The sequence below is a fragment of the Halomonas salipaludis genome (genome assembly GCF_002286975.1).
Lineage (GTDB): Bacteria > Pseudomonadota > Gammaproteobacteria > Pseudomonadales > Halomonadaceae > Franzmannia > Franzmannia salipaludis.
The window spans coordinates 110572-132115 of sequence record NZ_NSKB01000007.1; the positions used below are offsets into that span (position 1 = coordinate 110572).

18 protein-coding genes are annotated in these 21544 nt (G+C 65.7%); 10 read left to right on the forward strand and 8 right to left on the reverse strand.

Annotation, left to right across the window (positions count from 1 at the left end; translation table 11 throughout):
• Positions 1-99 precede the first annotated feature (99 nt).
• On the forward strand, positions 100-2058 hold the full coding sequence (locus CK498_RS18485; protein WP_095622333.1) for a bifunctional 2',3'-cyclic-nucleotide 2'-phosphodiesterase/3'-nucleotidase: 1959 nt from the start codon (positions 100-102) through the stop codon (positions 2056-2058).
• 55 nt (positions 2059-2113) lie between these two features.
• Here CK498_RS18485 and CK498_RS18490 read toward each other — a convergent pair whose 3' ends face one another.
• The gene (locus CK498_RS18490; protein WP_095622334.1) at positions 2114-2554 is read right to left on the reverse strand and encodes a VOC family protein; all 441 of its coding nucleotides are present in this window, start codon (positions 2552-2554) and stop codon (positions 2114-2116) included.
• A gap of 31 nt (positions 2555-2585) precedes the next feature.
• Positions 2586-3059, reverse strand: coding sequence for a DUF411 domain-containing protein (locus CK498_RS18495; protein WP_095622335.1), 474 nt, complete (start codon positions 3057-3059; stop codon positions 2586-2588).
• 53 nt (positions 3060-3112) lie between these two features.
• On the opposite strand from CK498_RS18495, the gene CK498_RS18500 reads away from it, so the two are divergent.
• Together CK498_RS18500 and CK498_RS18505 are read left to right on the forward strand one after the other, a co-directional pair.
• Positions 3113-3691 (forward strand): DNA-3-methyladenine glycosylase I, encoded by a 579-nt coding sequence (locus tag CK498_RS18500; protein WP_095622336.1) that lies wholly within the window; start codon positions 3113-3115, stop codon positions 3689-3691.
• 49 nt (positions 3692-3740) lie between these two features.
• A complete protein-coding gene (locus CK498_RS18505) occupies positions 3741-4805 on the forward strand; it encodes a metal-dependent hydrolase (protein ID WP_095622337.1) in 1065 nt (354 codons plus the stop codon).
• Between the two features lie 2 nt (positions 4806-4807).
• Here the strand turns inward: CK498_RS18505 and CK498_RS18510 are convergent, their stop codons facing one another.
• Both CK498_RS18510 and metE read right to left on the reverse strand, forming a co-directional pair.
• A complete protein-coding gene (locus CK498_RS18510) occupies positions 4808-5587 on the reverse strand; it encodes an MliC family protein (RefSeq protein ID WP_095622338.1) in 780 nt (259 codons plus the stop codon).
• Between the two features lie 104 nt (positions 5588-5691).
• A complete protein-coding gene (metE, locus tag CK498_RS18515) occupies positions 5692-7992 on the reverse strand; it encodes a 5-methyltetrahydropteroyltriglutamate--homocysteine S-methyltransferase (RefSeq protein ID WP_095622339.1) in 2301 nt (766 codons plus the stop codon).
• Between the two features lie 131 nt (positions 7993-8123).
• Between metE and CK498_RS18520 the strand changes: the two genes are divergently transcribed.
• Positions 8124-9038, forward strand: coding sequence for a LysR family transcriptional regulator (locus tag CK498_RS18520; protein WP_095622340.1), 915 nt, complete (start codon positions 8124-8126; stop codon positions 9036-9038).
• A 7-nt stretch (positions 9039-9045) separates the two neighbouring features.
• Here the strand turns inward: CK498_RS18520 and CK498_RS18525 are convergent, their stop codons facing one another.
• Positions 9046-10653, reverse strand: a complete 1608-nt coding sequence (locus tag CK498_RS18525; RefSeq protein WP_095622531.1) for an ATP-binding protein — start codon at positions 10651-10653, stop codon at positions 9046-9048.
• 5 nt (positions 10654-10658) lie between these two features.
• Positions 10659-11372, reverse strand: coding sequence for a winged helix-turn-helix domain-containing protein (locus CK498_RS18530; protein WP_095622341.1), 714 nt, complete (start codon positions 11370-11372; stop codon positions 10659-10661).
• Positions 11373-11854: 482 nt separating this feature from the next.
• Between CK498_RS18530 and CK498_RS18535 the strand changes: the two genes are divergently transcribed.
• From CK498_RS18535 to CK498_RS18550, 4 genes are all read left to right on the forward strand, one after another.
• The gene (locus CK498_RS18535) at positions 11855-14740 is read left to right on the forward strand and encodes a ribonucleoside-diphosphate reductase subunit alpha (RefSeq protein ID WP_095622342.1); all 2886 of its coding nucleotides are present in this window, start codon (positions 11855-11857) and stop codon (positions 14738-14740) included.
• Between the two features lie 191 nt (positions 14741-14931).
• Entirely contained in the window at positions 14932-16188 is a 1257-nt protein-coding gene (locus CK498_RS18540) for a ribonucleotide-diphosphate reductase subunit beta (RefSeq protein ID WP_095622343.1), read from the forward strand.
• Between the two features lie 106 nt (positions 16189-16294).
• The gene (locus CK498_RS18545) at positions 16295-16591 is read left to right on the forward strand and encodes a hypothetical protein (RefSeq protein WP_229359137.1); all 297 of its coding nucleotides are present in this window, start codon (positions 16295-16297) and stop codon (positions 16589-16591) included.
• A 19-nt stretch (positions 16592-16610) separates the two neighbouring features.
• Positions 16611-17075: an NUDIX hydrolase gene (locus CK498_RS18550; protein WP_407645876.1), complete on the forward strand. Its 465-nt coding sequence runs from the start codon at positions 16611-16613 to the stop codon at positions 17073-17075.
• A 221-nt stretch (positions 17076-17296) separates the two neighbouring features.
• Here CK498_RS18550 and CK498_RS18555 read toward each other — a convergent pair whose 3' ends face one another.
• Positions 17297-17716 (reverse strand): transcriptional regulator, encoded by a 420-nt coding sequence (locus tag CK498_RS18555; protein ID WP_324615562.1) that lies wholly within the window; start codon positions 17714-17716, stop codon positions 17297-17299.
• 168 nt (positions 17717-17884) lie between these two features.
• Here CK498_RS18555 and CK498_RS18560 point away from each other — a divergent pair, with 168 nt between their 5' ends.
• On the forward strand, positions 17885-19330 hold the full coding sequence (locus CK498_RS18560; protein WP_176475840.1) for a GGDEF domain-containing protein: 1446 nt from the start codon (positions 17885-17887) through the stop codon (positions 19328-19330).
• Positions 19331-19357: 27 nt separating this feature from the next.
• Here the strand turns inward: CK498_RS18560 and CK498_RS18565 are convergent, their stop codons facing one another.
• Positions 19358-19537: a PLDc N-terminal domain-containing protein gene (locus CK498_RS18565; protein WP_095622347.1), complete on the reverse strand. Its 180-nt coding sequence runs from the start codon at positions 19535-19537 to the stop codon at positions 19358-19360.
• A gap of 152 nt (positions 19538-19689) precedes the next feature.
• On the opposite strand from CK498_RS18565, the gene CK498_RS18570 reads away from it, so the two are divergent.
• Positions 19690-21513 carry a monovalent cation:proton antiporter-2 (CPA2) family protein gene (locus tag CK498_RS18570; protein ID WP_095622348.1) on the forward strand — a complete coding sequence of 608 codons (1824 nt, stop codon included), beginning with the start codon at positions 19690-19692 and terminating at the stop codon, positions 21511-21513.
• Positions 21514-21544 lie beyond the last annotated feature (31 nt).

Sequence of the window (21544 nt, forward strand, 5' to 3'; positions counted from 1 at the left end):
TTGCCGTAAGACTCGGCCGCCGACTCATGACCCCGCTTGACAGGCCAGCCAGGACTGACAATGCTGACGGCCCGAGTCACGCGAATACCGAGGATCAAAATGCATTATCTGTCTCAACCCAGCGGATGGGTGGGCGGCGTGCTGCTGGTGTGCGCTTCCAGTGCCCTGGCCGCCGACGTCGAATTGAGGATCATCGAGACGACCGATATCCATAGCCATGTAATGGACTTCGACTACTACCGCGACACCGAGGTCGAGGACCTGGGCCTGGTGCGTACCGCCACCTTGATTCGCCAGGCGCGCGACGAGGTCGCCAATAGCCTGCTGGTCGACAACGGCGATCTGATCCAGGGCAGCCCGATGGGTGACTACATGGCCGATGAAGGCCTCGCCCAAGGTGAGACTCACCCGGTCTACAAGGCCATGAACCTGCTCGACTACGAGGTCGGCAACATTGGCAATCATGAGTTCAACTACGGCCTCGACTACCTCGAGCGCGCCATCGACGGTGCCGACTTCCCCTATGTCAGCGCCAATGTCTTCGATGCCGAGAGCGGCGAGCACTATTTCGATCCCTACCTGATCGAATCCTACAAGCTGGTCGACAGTGACGGCGAAGCCCAGACGATTCGGGTCGGCTATATCGGCTTCGTCCCGCCGCAGATCATGGACTGGGATCGCCAGCATCTCGAGGGCAAGGTGACCGCCGCCGATATCACCGAAACCGCCAGAGAACTGGTGCCGCGGATGAAGGCCGAAGGCGCCGATATCGTGGTCGCCATCCCTCATTCGGGGTTGTCGAGCGATCCCTATCGGGCCATGGCCGAGAACTCGGTCTACTACCTGTCCGAGGTCGAGGGCATCGATGCCATCGCCTTCGGCCACGCCCACGCAGTCTTCCCCAGCGACGACTTCGCCGAGATTCCCGGGGTCGACGTGGCGCGCGGCACCATCAACGGCGTGGTCGCCGTGATGCCGGGGCGCTGGGGCAGCCATGTCGGGATCATGGACTTGACCCTTAGCGCCGATGGCGATGGCTGGCGCGTCGCCGAGGCCCGCGCCGAGGCGCGACCGATCTACGACGCCAGCGAGCGCCGCGCCCTGGTCGAGGCCGATGCGGAGATCGCCGACGCCGTGGCCCACGACCACGACGCCACCCGCAACTTCGTCAGCCAGCCGATCGGCCAGGCCAGCGCGCCGATGTACAGCTACCTGGCCCTGGTCCAGGACGACCCCACCGTGCAGATCGTCAACCTGGCACAACAGGATTACGTCGAGCGCTTCATCCAGGGCGACCCGGACCTCGAGGAGCTGCCAGTGCTGTCGGCCGCGGCACCATTCCGCGCCGGCGGTCGCAAGGATGGCCCCCACGAGTACACCCAGGTCGAGGCCGGAGAGCTCAGCTACCGCAATGCTGCCGACCTGTATCTCTACAACAACAACTTGGCAGCACTGAAGGTCAGCGGCGCCGAGCTCAAGGAGTGGCTGGAATGCTCGGCGGGGCAGTTCAATCGCATCGATCCCGATCTCGAGGAGACCCAGGCACTGCTCAACTGGGAGGGCTTTCGCACCTACAACTTCGATGTCATCGACGGCGTGGAGTACCGCATCGACGTCACCCAGCCGGCGCGCTATGACGGCGACTGCGAGCTGCTCGATGCCGACGCCGAGCGTATTCAAGGGCTGAGCTACGCCGGTGAACCGGTCGACCCGGAGCAGGTCTTCCTGGTCGCCAGCAACGACTACCGCGCCTACGGCGGCCACTTCCCAGGTACCGGCGAAGACAATGTCGCCTTCGTTTCACCGGACGAGAACCGCGCCGTGGTCGCCGACTACATCGCCCGGGTCAGTGCCGAGCAGGGTCAGGTCGAACCCAGCGCCGACGGCAACTGGCAGCTGGCACCGATCAACAGCGATACGCCGCTCGACGTGGTCTTCGAGACCTCGCCCAGCGACACCGCCGCCGACTTCATCGCCGCCAACGCCGATTACCCGGTGGAGAAGGTCGGTGAGGACGATATCGGCTTCGCGCTCTACCGTATCGACCTGCGCCCCTGAGCGAAGGCTGTGGCGTGCCCCTGGCAGGGAGAGGCACGCCGCGACCGCCTCCCTCTTACCAGCTGCCGGTGTTCTCCATCGACGCCCAGGGCTCGCGGGGCTCAAGGGCATCGCCCTTCTGTAGCAGCTCCACCGAGATGCCGTCCGGCGATTTGACGAACGCCATATGGCCATCGCGAGGTGGGCGATTGATGGTCACGCCGTTGTCCTGCAGGTGCTGGCAAAGCGCATAGATATCGTCGACGCGATAGGCCAGGTGGCCGAAGTTGCGTCCGCCGGAATACGCCTCGGGTTCCCAGTTGTAGGTCAGCTCCAGCTCCGGGGCCTTGAGTTCGGCGCTGCGCGCCTCGTCCTCGGGGGCAGCGAGGAACACCAGGGTGAAGCGTCCCTTGTCGTTCTCCTTGCGACGCACCTCCTTGAGGCCCAGTAGGTCACAGTAGAAGTACAGCGAGGCGTCGAGATCGCTGACGCGCACCATGGTGTGCAGATATTGCATGGGTTGCCTCCTTGGCTGGTGAGAAACGGCGCTAGTCGTGGATGTATTCCTGGAAGACCTGTGGCGCCTCGTGCTGCCCGCCGAAGGCGAACACAGCGTAGTCGTCGACGCGCCCGGTCTCCATGCCCGGCGAGCCGTGGGGCATCCCCGGCACCGCCAGGCCGGCAACCTCCGGCGACTCTTCGAGCAGACGCTGGATATCCGCCGCCGGCACATGGCCCTCGATCACGTAGCCATCGACCAGCGCGGTATGGCAGGAGGCCATGTCCTGGGGGACGCCACGTTCGATCTTGACCTCGCGCAACTCGCGGGTGTCGTGCGCTTCGACCTCGAAGCCAGCCGCCTCGAGGTGCTCGGCCCAGGCCGTGCAGCAGCCGCAGTTGGGATCCTTCCACATCTCCACCAGCGGGCCTGCCCAGGCCGCGGTGGAGAAGGCACTCAACAGACCGATGCCCACCAGGCGGCGGGCAGCAGGGGGGAAGAGAGAGGGAAACAGACTCGACATGACGACTCCTCGATGCTAACGATAGTGACCTTCGACCCTCAGGATACACCAGCATGTCCGCCTACTGTGACCTAGCCCCGGGCCATGAATTCCACGGCCCCTACCACGACCACGAATATGGCTTTCCAGTCCACGACGACGACCGCCTGTTCGAGCGCCTGATCCTGGAGATCAACCAGGCCGGCCTCTCCTGGCTCACCGTGCTCAAGAAGCGCACCGCCTTCCAGGCCGCCTTCGAGGGTTTCGACATCGACCGGGTGGCCGCCTATGGCGAGCCAGAGCGCACGCGTCTGCTGAGTGATGCCGGCATCATCCGCAACCGCCTCAAGGTCGACGCCACGATCCACAACGCCCGGGTCGTGCAACGCCTGCAGGCCGAGCACGGCAGCTTCAAGGCCTGGCTCGACCACCACCACCCACTGCCCCGTGCGGACTGGGTCAAGCTGTTCAAGCGCACCTTCCGCTTCACCGGCCCCGAGATCGTCAACGAGTTCCTGATGAGCAGCGGCTACCTGCCCGGCGCCCACCGCGACGACTGCCCGGTGCAGGCGCGTATTCTCGCCGCCGGGCCACCCTGGGCAGAGACTACCCCGGGACGGGTCGGGAACCCTGCTGCGGATCGCCACTCATAACAACCGTTCATTCACGTCGACCTCGGCGCGCAGGGAGAACGACCAAAGCATGGATTCGATTACACAGGCGGCACTGGGCGCCGCCATCGGCGGCGCCGTGCTTGGCCGCCGGCTGGGCCGCAAGGCGGTACTGATCGGCGCGGCGCTCGGCACCCTGCCGGACCTCGACGTGGTGCTCGATTACGGCGACGCCGTGGCTAACTACACCGAACACCGCGGTTTCAGCCATTCGCTATTCGTGCTCACCGGGCTTGGTACGCTATTGGCGCTACTCGCCGCGCGTTTTGCCCCGGCGCGGGACATTCCGCTGCGCCACTGGTGGCTGTTCTTCGTGCTGTGCCTGACCACCCATCCGCTGCTCGATGCGCTGACCACCTATGGCACCCAGCTATGGTGGCCGCTGGACGTACACCCCAGCGCCTGGCCGATCGTATTCATCATCGACCCGCTCTACACCCTGCCGCTGCTGGTAGGCATCGTCATCGCCCTGATCAGCGGCAACGGCCGCCGCGCTCCAGCCTGGGGCCTGGCACTGTCGAGCCTGTATCTGGTGTTCGCCTTCGGCGCCAAGAGCCTGGTGGAGTATCGTATCGGACCCGGGCTTGCCGAACGCGGGCTGGATGACGTGCCACGGCTGGTGCAGCCAACGCCGTTCAATACGTTGCTGTGGCGAGTCACGGTGATCGACGGCGACGACCAGCACGAGGCGCTGGTCAGCATCTTCGACGGCCGTGCGCCGGTCGACTTCGCGCATTTCTCGCGCGGCGCACAGTGGGAACCAGCGGCGCTGGCCAGTGCCAACGGCGCACGGCTCGACTGGTTTGCCGGTCCCTTCCTGCGCTACGACGTGGAGCTGATCGACGACATCCCGACCCTCACCGCTACCGACCTGCGCCTGGGCTTTCCAGGCTTTCATCCGTTTACCTTCACGCTGCTCGAGGCCGACCTCGACGCCGGCCAGTGGCATCCGCTGGCCAGCGAGCAGCGCGAAACGCCGCCCCGCGAAAACGGCGAGGCGCTGGCGCTTCTCGGCCAGCGCATCCTCGACCCCGACGCGCCGCTATGCCTCGGCGAGCTGGTCGACGAGCGCTGGCATGAGGAAGTGACCTGTTGAGGCTAGGGGGCAATACCTTGCCCACAGCCCCTATACGTCTGCCCGTCGAGGGTCAGCGTGACGCGCACCGGGAAGGGGTCACCCTTCATATCGTCGAAGCAGGCCCTGGCCTCCAGCTCCAGCAGGAACGGCTGCTCGGCGGCGCCGCTGACCAGCCGCACCCGGCCGTTGGCATTGTCCATCATGGTGACCCGGTAGGGCAGGTTCAGTTCGCGCTCACCATAGTCGAGCAGCAGCGACAGGCGCGGCGCATCATGGTCGAGGCTGACGATCCAGCCCGGCTCGTTGCCGCGGCCGTGAAACATCACCCCGGGGCGGTCGGCGCGGGTCATGGTGGAGCGCGTCAGGTCCTGCTGGCAGTCGAGGCGGCCGTTGTCGCTCTCCACCAGCGCTTCGTCGCCCTTGTTCCAGAAGCTCAGATCATCGACCGTGTAGCGCGCGCCGCTGGCCACTACCGCCGGTGCCAGGCGGTAGGCACCCTGCCGCGACCATAGCCGCAGTTCGTCGTCGCCATACGCCGAAACCAGGTCTTGGGCCGGCTGGCAGCGCCAGGCGACGAAGCGCTCGGCGCTGCCGGGGAAGAACAGCGATGGCAGCAGCGGGGCCGGCTCGCTGGCCGCCACCTCGGCCGCCGAACGCTCGTCGGTCACGGCGGTGGCCCCGGTGCTGTCGACCACCGCCGGTGGCGGCTCATCGCTGCTCTGGGGAGCGGCGCAGCCGGCCAGCCACAGCGCGCCACAGGCGATCCCGGCGACGCGGGCAAGAGAGGGAGAAGGGGTCATCAACGGGCTCCTTGCAAGGCGAACGAATCCTGATCCGCGCCAAGCATAACAGGCGCCGGGGCGATTCGCCCCGGCGCCTGGTCGTGTCGGCCTTCAGCGCAGCATCAACCGTGCTTGCGGCGCAGCTCGCGGGCCGCCTCGACCATATTGGCCAGCGCCGGTTCGACCTCTGCCCAGCCGCGGGTCTTGAGGCCGCAGTCGGGGTTGACCCACAGCCGCTCGGCGGGGATCTTGTCCAGCGCCTTATCCATCAGCTGCACCATCCAGGCCACCTCGGGAATGTTCGGCGAGTGGATATCGTAGACGCCGGGGCCGATCTCGTTGGGGTAGGCGAAGTCCTGGAAGGCATCCAGCAGCTCCATGTCCGAGCGCGAGGTCTCGATGGTGATCACATCGGCATCCAGCGCAGCGATGGAGGCGATGATGTCGTTGAACTCCGAGTAACACATGTGGGTGTGGATCTGGGTGGCATCCTCGGCCACCGCCGCCGACAGCTTGAAGCAGGCCACCGCCCAGTCGAGATAGCCCTGCCATTCGGCCTGGCGCAGCGGCAAGCCCTCGCGCAGCGCCGGCTCGTCGATCTGGATGATGCGAATGCCGGCGGCCTCGAGGTCGGCGACCTCGTCGCGCAGCGCCAGGGCGATCTGCCGGCAAGTGGTCTCACGCGGCTGGTCGTCGCGCACGAAGGACCACTGCAGGATGGTCACCGGGCCGGTGAGCATGCCCTTCATCGGCTTGTCGGTGAGCGACTGGGCGTACTCGCTCCAGGCCACCGTCATCGGCTGGGGGCGCGCCACGTCGCCGTAGATCACCGGTGGCTTGACGCAGCGCGAGCCGTAGCTCTGCACCCAACCAAAGCGGGTGAAGGCGAAACCATCGAGCTGCTCGCCGAAGTACTCGACCATGTCGTTGCGCTCCGGCTCGCCGTGTACCGGCACGTCGATACCCAACGCATCCTGGCGCGCCACCGCATGGGCGATCTCCTGCTGCATCTGCGCCGTGTAGTCGGCCTGGCTCAGCTCGCCGGCCTTGAACGCGCGCCGCGCGGCGCGGATCTCGGCGGTCTGCGGGAAGGAACCGATGGTGGTGGTGGGAAACAGCGGCAGCTCGAAGGCACGGCGCTGGGCCCGCGCCCGTTCGGGATAAGGGCTGGCGCGCTCGGTGTCAGCGGCCGCGACCGCCGCCAGGCGCTCGGCCACCGCCGGGCGATGGATACGCGCCGAGGCGCGCCGCGCATCGAGTGCCGCGGTGGCCGACTCGAGGCAGGCGCGGTCGTCCGGCGTGGCGCGATTGTCCAGCAAGCGTGCCAGGGTCACCGTCTCGTCGAGCTTCTGGCGAGCGAAGGCCAACCAGCTCTTGAGCTCGGTGTCGAGCTCGGTCTCGGCCTCGAGGTCCACCGGCACATGCAGCAGCGAGCAGCTCGGCGCGATCCACAGCCGTTCGCCGAGGCGCATGCGCGCATCCGCCAGCCGCTCGCGCAGTACCGCCAAGTCGGCACGCCAGATGTTGCGGCCATCAATGGCGCCCAGCGACAGCACCTTGTAGCCCGGCAGGTTGTCGATCACCGCGGTGAGCTGCTCGGGGGCGCGTACGGCGTCGATATGCAGCCCGTCGACAGCCAGGCCGGTGGCCAGCTTGAGGTTGTCGCCCAGCCCGCCGAAGTAGGTCGCCAGCAGCACCTTGAGCGGCGCGCGAGAGAGGCGACTATAGGCCGACTCGAAGGCCTGCTGCCAGTCGCGGGGCAGGTCCTGGACCAGCGCCGGCTCGTCGAGCTGCACCCACTCGACGCCCTGCTCTGCCAGCCGTGCCAACACCTCGGCGTAGACCGCCAGCACCCCGTCGAGCAGGCTCAGGCGGTCGAGGCCGTCATCGCCCTTGGCCTTGCCCAGCCACAGCCAGGTGAGCGGGCCGAGCAGGCTGACCTTGACCGGGTGCCCCGCGGCGACGGCCTCGTCGACCTCGCCGAATAGCCGCTGGCTGGCCAGGCGGAACGTCTGGCCGGCATGCAGCTCGGGGACCAGGTAGTGGTAGTTGGTGTCGAAGTACTTGGTCATCTCGCAGGCCGCCGCCGGCGCGCCGCTGGGGGCGCGGCCGCGGGCCATGCGAAAGGCGGTGTCGAGATCGATATCGCCAGCGGCCACGTCAGGCTCGGCGCCAAAGCGCGGCGGCACCGCGCCGAGCAGCAGCGAGACGTCGAGGACCTGGTCGTAGAAGGCGAAATCGCCCACCGTGACCATGTCGAGGCCCGCGGCGCGCTGTTCGTGCCAGTGCCGGGCGCGTAGTTCGCGCCCCGCGCTTTCCAGACCATCGCGGTCCAGTTCGCCTTTCCAGTACGCTTCGGTGGCGCGCTTGAGTTCACGATTCGCGCCGATGCGTGGGTAGCCGAGAATGTGTGCCAGTGCCATGTGCTAACCCTTGAGGTGATAAACCGATATGATTTATGGCGGCGTCGCCATACGCAGTGAAGGCAGTCTGGCTGGCACCCAAAGGTGAATCAAACTAAATTAATTAATCTTAAAAGTGAAAGTGACTCATCATGCTCGAGCTACGCCATCTCCGCACCCTGATCGCCCTGCGCGACGCCGGCTCGCTGGTAGAAGCCGCCGAGCGGGTTCACCTCACCCAGTCGGCGCTCTCGCACCAGCTCAAAGACCTTGAGGAGCGGCTGGGCAGCCCGCTGTTCCTGCGCAAGACCCGGCCGGTAGAGTTCACCCGTGCCGGCCAGCGGCTGCTGGCCCTGGCCGAGCAGATCCTGCCCCAGGTGCGCATGGCCGAACGCGACCTGGCCAGGCTGGCCGGCAACGAGCAGGGCCGCCTGCACATGGCCATCGAATGCCACAGCTGCTTTCAATGGCTGATGCCGACCATCGACTACTTCCGCGACCACTGGCCGGAGGTCGAGGTCGACATTCCCGGCGGCCACCACTTCGACCCGCTACCGGCGCTGGCCCGCGAGCAGCTCGACCTGGTGATCACCGCCGACCCTCAGCCGCTGGCCGGCGTGCACTACGAGCCACTGTTTCGCTATCAGGGCCTGCTGGCGGTAGCCAAGCAGCACCGCCTGGCCGGACGCGCCTGGATCACCCCCGAGGACCTGGCCGATGAAACCCTGATCACCTACCCGGTGGAGCACGCGCGCCTCGACGTGTTCAGCCAGTTTCTCGACCCCGCCGGCGTCGAGCCGCGTGAGATCCGTACCGCCGAGCTGACGATCATGATGATGCAGCTGGTCGCCAGTGGCCGCGGGGTCTGCGCGCTGCCCAACTGGGCGCTCACCGAGTACCTCGAACGCGACTACGTGCGCGGCGTGGCGCTGGGCGAGCAAGGCATGTGGAGCACGCTGTTCGCGGCGATCCGCGAGGAGACTCGCGAGGCCCCGTGGATGGAGGATTTTCTGCGCACCGCGCGGGAGACCTCGTTCGCGGTGCTGGAGGGGATCAAGCCAGCCTGAGGTTGGTTCAGGTGCCACCGGGCAGCAGCAGGCTGAAGCGCGCACCGCCCAGCGTCGGGCTGTCGTCGACCATCACGCTGCCGCCATGCCAGGCCATGACCTTGTGCACGATGGACAGCCCCAGGCCATAGCCGCCGGAGCGTCGGGTGCGACTGTCGTCGAGGCGCGCGAAGGGCTTGAAGATCTCCTGACGGTCCGCCTCCGGCACCCCGGGACCGTCATCTTCGACGTCGATGCGCACCGCCCGCGCGTCGTTATGCAGGCTGATCAGCACCCGCCGTTCGGCGTGCCGACAGGCATTTGCTACCAGGTTCTGCAGCGCCCGCTGTAGGTAGCGCGGCTCGGCCTCGAGTTCGAACTCCTCGCCCGCCGCCAGATCGATGCGCAGCTGGCCGTGCAAGCCGGCCAGGGCGTCGATGACACGCTGCGCCATGGCCCGGCACTCCAGCGGCTCGGTGGCCAGCTCGACGCCATGGGCCTGGTCGCTACCCAGCCGCGCATAGGTGAGGATCTCGTCGATCAGGCCGTCGAGCTCCTCGATGTCGCCGTCGATGCCCGATAGCTGGCGACGCACCGCCTCATCGTCGGTCATGTCCTCGACCATCTGCACCGCGAAGCGAATGCGCGCCACCGGCGTGCGCAGCTCGTGGGACACCGCCCGGATCATCTCCTGCTGGGCGCGCAGCAGCGCCTGTACCTGGGCAGCCATGCCGTTGAAGGCCATTCCCAGTCGGCCCAGGAAGTCGCTGCTCTCGACCTTGACCCGGGTGTCGAGGTGGCCGCCGGCGATGCGCGTGGCAGCCAGCTCGAGCCTGGCCATACGCGCCTCGACGCCGCGCACGATCAGGTAGATGGTGCCGGCCAGCACGCCGAGCATCAGCACCAGCAGCAGCAACGACAGCGACAGCGGCATCGGCTCGAAGGCGTGGATCGGCCCCACCTGCAGCCACTGCACCGACTGCAGTTGGTTGCCAGTGTCGAGCTGCAGGAACAGCGTCAGGCTCCAGGCTTCTGGAGCCAGGTGCAGGATCACCTCGCCAGCGCCCAGCCGCGCCAGTTGGGCGCTGTCGAGTCGCCGCGGCGGCACATCGTTCAGAGTGATCGGCAGCGCCCCGCTGGACAGCTCGGCGACGCGCTGATGACGCAGCAGCGGGTCGGCCAGCCACTCGCCGAGCAGGCCGGCCATGCCGCGCAGCTGCGACTCGCTGATGCCATCGAGGCGCGCCTCGAGCACGGCCGCCTCGTCTGGCAGGCGTATGAACAGTCGCCAGTCGGTGTCTCCCCGGGTGTCGATCAGCACCCGGCCGGCGTCGAGCCGGGCACGCTGAAAGTAGCCGAGACCGCGGCTCTCGGCGTCATCGTGCAGATGCAGTTCGATATCGAGTTCGGTGCCGCGCTGCCACAGCCACTGGCTGCGCTGCTCCTCCGCCGCGGCGCCCAGCTGTTGGGCCAGCAGCCGCATCGGCGCGTCGGCGAGCTGTTCGCGATACTGCTCGCGGCGCACCTGGTCGACCAGCGTGAAGCCGCTCAGCGCCAGCCCGAACGCCAGTACCAGAGCCAACGCCAGCAGCACGTAGACGCGTAGAAAGGTACTGCCCGAGAGCGGCCGCAGCATCAGCATCAGCCGTCCTTGACGAACAGATAGCCCTTGCTGCGCACCGTCTTGATGCGGTGCGGATGGTTGGGATCGTCGCCGATCTTGGGACGAATGCGCGACACCCGTACGTCGATGGAGCGATCCTGGCCATCGTACTTGATGCCGCGCAGCTCGCTGAAGATCTCTTCACGGGTCAACACCCGCCCGGCGTGACTAGCGAGCAGCCACAGCAGATCGAACTCGGCGCTGGTCAGATCGATACGGTCGCCCTCCAGCCAGGCCTCGCGAGTCGCGCTGTCGACCACCAGATTATTGAAGGTGAGGCGCGCCTCACCGCCGCTTTCGCCACTCTCGGTGCGCCGCATCAAGGCCCGCATCCGGGCCAGCAGCACCCGCGGCTGGACCGGCTTTGGCACATAGTCATCGGCCCCCATTTCCAGCCCCAACACCTGGTCCATATCGTCGGTGCGCGCCGTCAGCATCAGGATCGGCCCGGCATAGTCGTTGCGCGCCCGACGGCAGATCGACAGGCCGTCCTCCCCTGGCAGCATCAGGTCGAGAATCACCAGATCCGGCTGCAGCGAGACGATACGCTCCACGCCACGCGCACCGTCGGCCTCGACAGTCACCTGGAAGCCATTGGCTTCGAGGTAGTCCCGGGTCAGCTCGGCGAGCCGTTCGTCATCCTCGATGATCAGTACATGATCCTGGTCGTTGCGCTCCACGCGTTGTTCCATCCCGTCATATCCGTCCGTTGTTGGGGAAACGGCCGCCGGCTGCTCGGCAGCATCATTTTCGCGACATCCTGCAACGCCAACTTACCTGGGGCACTACAGGGCCACATTGTTATTGGCGAATGATACCCAAGGATACCCGAAATAACCGAATTTGCAGCGAGCGTTTCTCGTTTAGCCTCTTTTCGGCCACACCGCCCGGCCGTGAAACGCTCTAGCATGCGGCCTGTCGAGGGGCGTCGATTCACACCCAGGAGAGTCACACGATATGCACAGCTTATCCACTTGCTGAAAGCCAAACGGCACACTATCTTGTGCTTGTGACCCATAGGCACACAACATAGTGTGTACCTAGCAAGTCACCTTACGACTGTCAACTTGCACCGACATCGCGTCAAGTGCAGCCAATTTGCCCGCTTTTTTCTAGGCGGCAGGGCGCGTCTCGCGCTGCTTTCCAACCACCACCGCTAGGACGACACGGCGCCATGGATACCACTTTGACTCCCGGCAAGACGCCGGTGAACGTGACCGCCCCCAACCAGCTGCGGGTGATCAAGCGAGGCGGCGATGTCGTCTCATTCGATGCCAGCAAGATCTCGGTGGCAATGACCAAGGCATTCATCGCCGTGGAAGGCGACAATGCCGGCGCCTCGTCGCGAGTCCGCGACTTCGTGGCCCAGGCCTCCAACGTCATCAGCGAGGCCTTCCTGCGCCGCATGCCCGATGGCGGCACCCTGCATATCGAAGATATCCAGGACCAGGTGGAACTGGCGCTGATGCGCGCCGGCGAGCAGAAAGTCGCCCGCGCCTACGTGCTCTATCGCGAAGAGCACGCCAGGGCCCGCGCCGCCGCCGGCGGCGACATCGAGAAGCCGCACCCGACGCTCAACGTCACCGCCCTCGACGGCAGCCGCCGTCCGCTCGACCTGGGCCGCGTCGAGACCCTGGTGTTCGACGCCTGCGAAGGGCTGACCAACGTCGATCCCAACAAGATCGTCGAGGACTCGCTGAAGAACCTCTACGATGGCGTGACCGTCGACGGCGTCTCCCAGGCGCTGATGATGACCGCCCGCACCCTGGTCGAGAAGGACCCCAACTACACCTACGTCACCGCCCGCCTGCTGCAGGACAACCTGCGCCGCGAGGCGTTGTCGTTCCTGGGCGTCGCCGAAGAGGCCACCTACCAGGAGATGGCCGAGCTCTACAAGCCGGCCTTCAAAGCTTATATCGAGCGCGGCATCGGTTTCGAACAGCTTGACGAGCGGCTCGCCGAGTTCGACCTCGAGCGCCTCGGCGATGCACTGGACCATACCCGCGACATGGCCTTCACCTACCTTGGCCTGCAGACCCTCTACGACCGCTACTTCATCCACCAGGACGACGTGCGCTACGAGCTGCCCCAGGTGATGTTCATGCGCGTGGCGATGGGTCTGGCACTCAACGAGGACGACCGCGAAGCGCGCGCCATCGAGTTCTACGAGCTGCTCTCCAGCTTCGACTACATGGCCTCGACGCCCACGCTGTTCAACTCCGGCACCCAACGCAGCCAGCTCTCCAGCTGCTACCTGACCACCGTGCCCGACGATCTGGACAGCATCTACAGCGCCATCCGCGACAACGCCATGCTCTCCAAGTGGGCCGGCGGCCTGGGCAACGACTGGACCCCGGTGCGCGCGCTGGGCTCCTACATCAAGGGTACCAACGGCAAGAGCCAGGGCGTGGTGCCGTTCCTCAAGGTGGTCAACGACACTGCCGTGGCGGTCAACCAGGGCGGCAAGCGCAAGGGCGCGGTGTGTGCCTACCTCGAGTCTTGGCACCTCGACATCGAGGAGTTCCTCGAGCTGCGCAAGAACACCGGCGACGACCGCCGCCGCACCCATGACATGAACACCGCCAACTGGGTGCCGGATTTGTTCATGAAGCGCGTCTTCGACGACAAGGAGTGGACGCTGTTCTCGCCGGCCACCTGCCCGGACCTCCACGATCTCTATGGCGCCGCCTTCGAGAAGCGCTACGAAGAGTATGAAGAGATGACCCGCAGTGGACAGCTCAAGCTGTTCAAGCGCGTCCGCGCCAAGGACCTGTGGCGCAAGATGCTCTCGATGCTGTTCGAGACCGGCCACCCCTGGATCACCTTCAAGGACCCCTGCAACCTGCGCAGCCCACAGCAGCACACCGGGGTGGTGCACTCCTCCAACCTGTGCACCGAGATCACCCTCAACACCAGCCCCGACGAGATCGCGGTGTGCAACCTCGGCTCGGTGAACCTGGCCCAGCATGTAACCGATGGCCAGCTCGACGACGCCAAGCTGCGGCGCACCGTGCGCACCGCGGTGCGCATGCTCGATAACGTCATCGACATCAACTATTACGCGGTGCCCCAGGCGCGCAACTCCAACCTCAAGCACCGCCCGGTGGGGCTCGGTATCATGGGCTTCCAGGACGCCCTCTACGCCCACGGTATCGCCTACGCCAGCCAGGAAGCGGTGGCCTTCGCCGACCGCTCCATGGAGCTGGTCAGCTACCACGCCATCGAGGCCTCAAGCGACCTGGCCGCCGAGCGTGGCCGCTACGAGAGCTTCGAGGGCTCGCTGTGGAGCCAGGGCGTGCTGCCCATCGACTCCATCGACAGGCTCAAGACCGAGCGCGGCGAGAAATACATCGCGGTGGACACCTCCGCCACCCAGGACTGGTCGAGCGTCCGCAGCAAGATCGCGACCCAGGGCATGCGCAACTCCAACGTGATGGCGATCGCCCCCACCGCCACGATCTCCAACATCTGCGGCGTGTCGCAGTCGATCGAACCGACCTATCAGAACCTCTACGTGAAATCGAACCTGTCGGGCGAATTCACCGTGGTCAACGCCTACATGGTCAACGACCTCAAGGAGCGCGGCCTGTGGGACGAGGTGATGATCAACGATCTCAAGTACTACGACGGTAGCGTGCAGCCCATCGAGCGGGTTCCCGAGGACCTCAAGGCCAAGTACGCCACCGCCTTCGAGGTCGAGCCCAAGTGGCTGGTCGAGGCCGCCTCGCGGCGCCAGAAGTGGATCGACCAGGCTCAGTCGCTGAACCTCTATATCAAGGGTGTCTCGGGCAAGAAGCTCGACGTGACCTATCGCATGGCCTGGTACCTGGGGCTCAAGACCACCTACTACCTGCGCGCCCTGGGCGCTACCTCGGTGGAGAAGTCCACCGTCGAGCGCGGCAACCACAACGCGGTGGGCAACGGCGCCCCGGCGCCCACGCCAACTGCCACCCCCGAACCGCGTGGCGTCGACGACTTCCTCACCGGCAAGGCAGGCAGCGGCTCACGCGCCCCCTCGGCCGGGGACATCGACGACCTGGGCTGCGAGGCCTGCCAGTAACGGCGCTCCGCGCCGGCCCCGGGCTTCGAGCAGCGAGCCGCTAACGGCCCGAAGCCCGAAGCCCGAAGCCCGAAGCCCGAAGCCCGAAGCCCGAAGCCCGAAGCCCGAAGCCCGAAGCCCGAAGCCCGAAGCCAATATTTGACCACCGGCGTCATGCGATAAACGCCACCAGCGAAGAACAGGACAGACAAATGCTGAACTGGGACGAATTCCACGAGGACGACAGCGCGGTCGCTGAATCCAGCCCGCAGTACGCGGCACCCAAGCCCGCACCGGCCAAGCCCGCGGCGGCGCCAAGTGCCGAGGAGGCGCCCGAGGGCGGTACCGGCAACCGCTATCAGACCGCCGACGAGGAGCGCCTGGCGCGGGCGCGCAAGTCGCTTGAAGAGCTCGACGTGGCCGCCGGCCTCGAGGAGCTCGAGATGGGCGCGGCACGCATCGAGGTCGACGACAAGCAGATGATCAATGCCCGCGCCGACTTGAACCAGCTGGTGCCGTTCAAGTACGAGTGGGCCTGGCAAAAGTACCTGGACGGCAGCGCCAACCACTGGATGCCCCAGGAAGTGAACATGAACGCCGACATCGCGCTGTGGAAGAGCCAGGACGGCCTCACCGCCGACGAGCGGCGCATCGTCGAACGCAGCCTCGGCTACTTCTCCACCGCCGACTCGCTGGTCGCCAACAACCTGGTGCTGGCCCTCTACCGCCTGATCACCAACCCCGAGTGCCGCCAGTACCTGCTGCGCCAGGCCTTCGAGGAGGCCATCCACACCCACGCCTACCAGTACTGCGTGGAGTCGCTGAGCATGGACGAGGGCGCGGTCTTCAACATGTACCGCGAGGTACCCTCGGTGGCCGCCAAGTCGGCCTGGAGCCTCAAGCACACCCAGTCGCTGTCGCGCCCCGACTTCCAGACCGGCACCCCGGAGACCGATCAGGAGCTACTGCGCAACCTGGTGGCCTTCTACTGCGTCACCGAGGGCATCTTCTTCTACTGCGGCTTCAGCCAGATTCTCTCCATGGGCCGCCGCAACAAGATGACCGGCGTCGCCGAGCAGTTCCAGTACATCCTGCGCGACGAGTCGATGCACCTGAATTTCGGCATCGACATGATCAACCAGATCAAGATCGAGAATCCGCACCTGTGGACCCCCGAGTTCCAGGACGAGGTGACCCAGATGATCATCGAGGGCACCGAGCTGGAGATCGCCTACGCCCGCGACACCATGCCCCGCGGCGTGTTGGGCATGAACGCGGCGATCATGGAGGAGTACCTGCACTTCATCTGCAACCGCCGCCTGGCGCAGATCGGCCTGAAGGAGCAGTACCCCGGGGCCAAGAACCCCTTCCCGTGGATGAGCGAGATCATCGACCTGCGCAAGGAGAAGAACTTCTTCGAGACCCGCGTCACCGAGTACCAGGTGGGCGGCGCGCTGAGTTGGGATTGAACCGAGCACCATGCTCTGCCCTCCCTCGGGAGGGCAGTCCTCGCACCCCCTATCCGCCATGCGATAGGCACAACGGATGCCGACCACCCCAATGGAGGGCACTGCCATGAGCGCACCTCTGGCAATCGAGCAGGACGTTTCACGACAGTGGCAACAGGCGCTGGACCGCGCCCTGGCGGCCCACGAGCAAGAGAGTGCCACCGCCTACTACACCTATATCGCGCTGGCCTTCCCCGCCGACACACCCTATACCAGCAACGCCAACCCGCTGATCGACTTTCGCTCGCTCAAGCGCTGGGCCCGCGAGCGTGGCTGGCGGGTGCTGCCCTCGCGCCAGGCCTCGCCCAGCGACAAGTACCGCCCGCCGGTACGCTTCATGCGCCATGCCTCGCCGCTGCACTGAGCGACTCTCGGGGGATTCAGTGAACCATCCGACCAACTCTGCCCCACCCCTGCACATCGCTGCAGCGATCATTGTCGATGATGCAGGACGTCTGCTGCTGGTGCGTAAACGCGATACCCAGGCGTTCATGCAAGCGGGCGGCAAGATCGAACCCGGCGAGACAGCAGCAGCGGCACTAGTACGTGAGCTTCACGAGGAGTTGGCGCAGCGGCCAGAGCGTCTCGTCTACGTGGGAGAGTACCAAGCCCCCGCGGCGAATGAGCCAGGCCAGCACATCCGAGCCCACCTGTTCAGGGTCGACATCGCAGGCTGTGTGACCCCTGCCGCCGAAATCGCGGAGTTGCGCTGGGTAACGCCACACCAGGCGCTTGGCCTGCCGCTGGCCCCCCTGACCCGCAATGAGGTACTGCCCTGGGCCATTGCGAATGCGTCTCGCGCGTCGCAAACGGGTATTGAAATATCGCCGCTTTCAGGCGCAGACTAATGAAGGTGTCAGTCATCGTGATCACTGCCCTCAGCGAGGGGCACGACTGAGTTAGGAGGCCATATCACCATGAGCAAGAGCATCATCGAACGCGTCTATGTTCCTACCCACGTGCGTCAGCTCCCCAATGGCGAACGCGTCAAGATTCCCGGGCATTACAGAAAGCCCACGACCGACTGATCGATACCGCCACGCTAGCCACCGGGCCACCCGTACCCCGATCAGCGTGGCTTGACACCGGATGCCACCGCCAACGCGGCCGCCACCTCGCGGAGCGTATCGCGCTGTTGCTCAGGCAGCGCCCGGTAGGTGTCCAACAGCTCGCGTTCCTCATCACTCATTTCGGTTCTCCAGGCAGCCGGCGGCTCACCCACGCCTTGGTCGTCCGCTGCCCCATAACGTAACTGCTGCGGCTCCACTTTCAGCCACTGGGCCAGCACCGTCAGCTTGTCCTGGCTGGGCAGGGACTCGCCGCGCAGCCAGCGACGCACGCCCTGAAACGTGATGGGCTTTCCCCAGAAACGCAGATTGAACTCGCGCTCCAGTACCGAAGGCCTGGGATCGTACCCTGCCTCCCGCATGGCCTGCTTCAACCGCTCGGCAAACAATCTTTTTTCTTCCATGCCGCGAATGTGAAGCATTGGTTCAACTCGAGTTGAACTAAAATTCAATCGATGGTTAAACTAGTGGTTTAATCCACCAGCTGTATCCGAGACACATGCGATCGCGGTGCAGGCCTGGCGCAGGAGTGGTGGAACGAACAATGCCCGCGTTAGCCGACGTTTCGCAGCACGCCGAGGGGGATGGACATGAGTGTAGACCCTTTGCTCTCTCAGCCTCGCCTTCACGATCTGGCGACGCTGCTCCCGGAACTGACATGGCTCGGCATGGCCACCGACCAGGATGCCCTTCTCCAGCGCCTGGGCGAGCTGCTCTTCAGGCTTACCGGGCAGCACCCGGTGGCACTCTATCGCTACCACCCGGATGGCAAGGCCCACCTCATTCACCACTTGGCGTCGCCTCTGGATTCTCCCCCTCCAGCCCCCTTTGAGCCCCCTGCGCTCGACCAGCACCGGCCCCTGCTACTCCCGACAGACCCACCGCACTGGGGATACGTACGATGCCATACGGACGACCTGGCAGCTGCTACACGGCAACTGCTGACCTTGATGCTGAATATCGCCGGCCAGCGCTTGCGCTACCTGAAGTCGCTGCGCTACGAGCATCACCGTGAACAGCTAAAGACCAGGCGGCGCCTGATCGTCAACGAAATACGCCAGATGCGTGATGCCAATGAGCTGGTCAGGCGCCACGGCGATCACTGGCTATCGCTGCTGCGGGCCCAGGGCGTCGCCCTGCTGTTGAATGACAGGCATGTGGTGAGGGGAACGACACCGCCGGCAGAGGCTCTGTCGCAGCTGAAATCAGCCCTGGCGGCCATGCGGCGAACGCGACGTACCACCACCTTGAGCGAGCTGCCCGCCAACCTGTCAGCGGCGCTACCACGCTCACGATACGGCGACTTGCTTGCCGTACGCATGACCGTCAACAAAGTGACGATCGGCTGGCTCGTGCTCTTCAGACCGCAGCAACCGAACCACAGCCCTGATCGTGATGCTATCAGCCGGCATGCCGGCTGGCTGGCAATCGAAGTCCACACCGCCCAGGACCTTGCCGACGACATCGGGATTGCGCTATCGGTCATCGACATCATGCACGCCAACCGCAAGCTGATCAGCACCAATGATCGCTGGAAACGGCTCGCCCACCGCGATCCACTGACCGGCTGCTGGAACCGCTACCGACTGGATGTCGCCCTCTCCGAGGCCATTGCGCAGAGCGCCCAGACTGGCGCCCCCCTGTTCCTGCTGTTGATGGATATCGACGATTTCAAGTCGGTCAACGATCAGTATGGCCATAGCGTCGGAGACGACGTCATCGTGCATGTCGCTGGCCTGATAAAAAGACGCCTGCGTCAGCAGGATAGCTGGGGGCGTTGGGGCGGGGAGGAGTTCATGGTCATCATCTCGCGGGTCACGCCAGAGCAGGCGTTCAAGATGGCAGAGCGATTGTGCAACGACATCGCGCGAACAACCTGCCCCGCTGGGGCAGGCCGTATCACGATCAGTATCGGTGTCGCCCGCTGGCAGCCTGGGATGGGGCATCGTCAGCTGATCGAGCTGGCCGACGATGCCATGTACCGGGCCAAGCGGGACGGCAAGAATCGTGTCGTATCGGCGGACAACGCCACCTAGGGCGTCCTGCCTCTCACGACACTGGCGCTACCCTTTCGGCCCCAGCAGCAGCCAGACGATCAACCCGACCAGCGGGAAGAACAGCAGGATCAGGATCCATAGCAGCTTGGCCACCGGCCCCGCCGAGCTCTTGGCCACCTTGACCACGGCCCATATCACGATGATCAGCCAGATCAGACCCAACAGGCCGCCGACTTCGATTCCCATAATGCACTCTCCTTTGCAGTTCAACGGGCTACCCCGTGCATGGTAGGCATAGTCGTGGCGAATTGCACAGCCGCAACAACGCCCCCTGCCGTCCCGGCCCTGGCGGGTTATCATGGCTGCTTCTGCCTGCTTACCGCTGAACGGATGTTACCTTGGCTACCGACCTGCTCTACAACACCCTGATCTTCCTCGCTGCCGCGGTACTGATCGTGCCGCTATGCAAGCGCCTCGGCCTCGGTGAAGTGCTCGGCTACCTGGCCGCCGGGGTGGTGATCGGTCCCTCGGTGCTGGCGCTGGTACCCGACGCCGAAGGCGTACTGCAGTTTTCCCAGGTCGGCATCGTGCTGCTGCTGTTCGTGATCGGCCTGGAACTCAAGCCGGCACGCCTCAAGGTGATGCGCCATGCGGTGTTCGGTTTCGGCAGCCTGCAGGTCGCGGTGACCAGCCTGGCACTGTCGCTGGGCGCCTGGTGGCTGGGGCTGGCCCCCGTCGCCGCGCTGGTGGTGGGGTTCAGCCTGGGGCTGTGTTCCACGCCACTGGTACTGCAGCTGCTCGGCGAGCGCAAGGAGCTGCAGACCCGCCACGGCCGCAACGCCTTTGCCCTGCTGCTGTTCCAGGACCTGGCGGCGATCCCGGTGCTGGCGGCGATTCCGATCCTCGCCGCGGGGTCGCTGCTGGCCGATGGTGCCGCCCCGCTGCTGCGCGAGGTGGCCTTTGCCATCGCCGCCTTCGCGGTGCTGATCGTCGGCGGCCGCCTGCTGCTGCGGCCGCTGTTTCGCATGGCCGCCGGCACCGCCAGCCGCGAGGTATTCGCCGGCACCACCCTGCTGGTGGTGATCGGCGCCGCCCTGCTGATGGAGCTGGCCGGGCTGTCCATGGCGCTGGGCGCCTTCATCGCCGGGGTGCTGCTCGCCGACTCCGAGTACCGCCACAACATCGAGGCCGATATCGAGCCCTACCGCGGCCTGCTGCTGGGGCTGTTCTTCATGGCGGTGGGCATGATGGCGCAGATCGGCCTGCTCGCCGAGATGCCGCTGACCATCCTCGGCCTGACGCTTGGCCTGCTGCTGCTCAAGGGCGCCAGCGTGCTGGTTGCAGCAAGACTCTACGGCACCTCCTGGAAGGAGGCCAGCAGCCTCGGCATACTGCTCTCCCAGGGCGGTGAGTTCGCCTTCGTGCTGCTGACGGCAGCCGCTGCCGCGGCGCTGGTCGATGCCACGCTGGTGCAGCTGCTGATCCTGGTGATCTCACTGTCGATGGCTACCACGCCGCTGCTGTTTCTGCTGCATGTGCGCTGGATTCGACCGCGCTTCGACGCCCCCAGGCCACGACCCGGCTACGATAGCCCGCGCGACGACTCGCCGCGGGTGATCATCGCCGGCTTCGGGCGCTTCGGCCAGATCATGGGCCGCGTGCTGCAGGGTCTGAAGATTCCCTACACCGTACTCGATATCAATGCCGACCAGGTCGACTTCGTGCGCCGCTACGGCAACAAGGTGTATTTCGGCGACGCGTCGCGTATTGACCTGCTCCGCGCTGCCGGGGCCGACAAGGCGCGGATCCTGGTGATCGCAGTGGGTGATATCGAGGCCTCGCTGCGCATCGCCGAGCGGGTGCGGCGCCAGTTCCCGCACCTGCGGCTCTACGCCCGCGCGCGTAATCGCTATCACGCCCACCGCCTGATGCGCGCCGGTATCCACCGGCTGATCCGCGAGATGCTGCCGGCCAGCCTGGAGCTGACCCGCGAACTGCTGATCGAACTGGGCCTGCCCACGGATCAGGCCCAGCACACCGTGGATACCTTCCGTGAGCACGACGAGCGCACCCTGCTGCGCCAGCTCGAGGTGTTCGGCAACGAGAAACAGCAGATCCAGACCGTCCAGGAAGCCGCCCGCGAACTCGAGGCGCTCTACGAGGCCGACGAGGATATCGCCACGCCCACTCGCGGCGCCCCCTCGCAGCACGACGAGCGTTGACCGACCCTGGGCACCACGCCGGCGCCGGGAC